This window comes from Bradyrhizobium uaiense (assembly GCF_010811875.1).
GTDB classification, from domain to species: domain Bacteria; phylum Pseudomonadota; class Alphaproteobacteria; order Rhizobiales; family Xanthobacteraceae; genus Bradyrhizobium; species Bradyrhizobium uaiense.
The window spans coordinates 1-346 of record NZ_VKHP01000629.1 but is presented as its reverse complement, the minus strand read 5'-3'; the positions used below and the strand labels follow the sequence as shown (position 1 = coordinate 346).

Sequence of the window (346 nt, the reverse complement as noted above, 5' to 3'; positions counted from 1 at the left end):
GCACCCGCGTCAGCCGCTCCGGCATGAACACGTCCTGCACCCGCGAGATCGGCAAGCCGAACAGCTGGCCGCCGATCACGGCGGTGACGTATTCGGCCATCGCGCCTTCACTGGTCTCGGTCTTGCTCGTCATCGATCCGTTTCCTTGCATCCGGTCATGCCGCGCGGCGCAGTTCGGCGGTCTGCTCTTTCAGCGCCGCGATCAGCCCGGGACGGTCGAACTTGGCGACATAGTCGTGGAAGCCGGCCTGCCGGCCGCGCTCGATCGCCGCCGGCGACACCATCGCCGACAGCGCGATGATCGGCAGCCCGACCAGATTGTGGTCCGAGCGGATGTTCTCGGCGA

At 67.3% G+C, this 346-nt stretch carries 1 protein-coding gene and 1 pseudogene; both read right to left on the bottom strand.

The window, feature by feature from the left end; all coding sequences use genetic code 11:
• Positions 1-133, bottom strand: a pseudogene (locus tag FNJ47_RS52180) (chemotaxis protein CheW); the annotation flags it as partial.
• Positions 134-155: 22 nt separating this feature from the next.
• A partial coding sequence (locus FNJ47_RS46820; RefSeq protein ID WP_163163575.1) for a hybrid sensor histidine kinase/response regulator occupies positions 156-346 on the bottom strand: 191 nt, incomplete at its 5' end.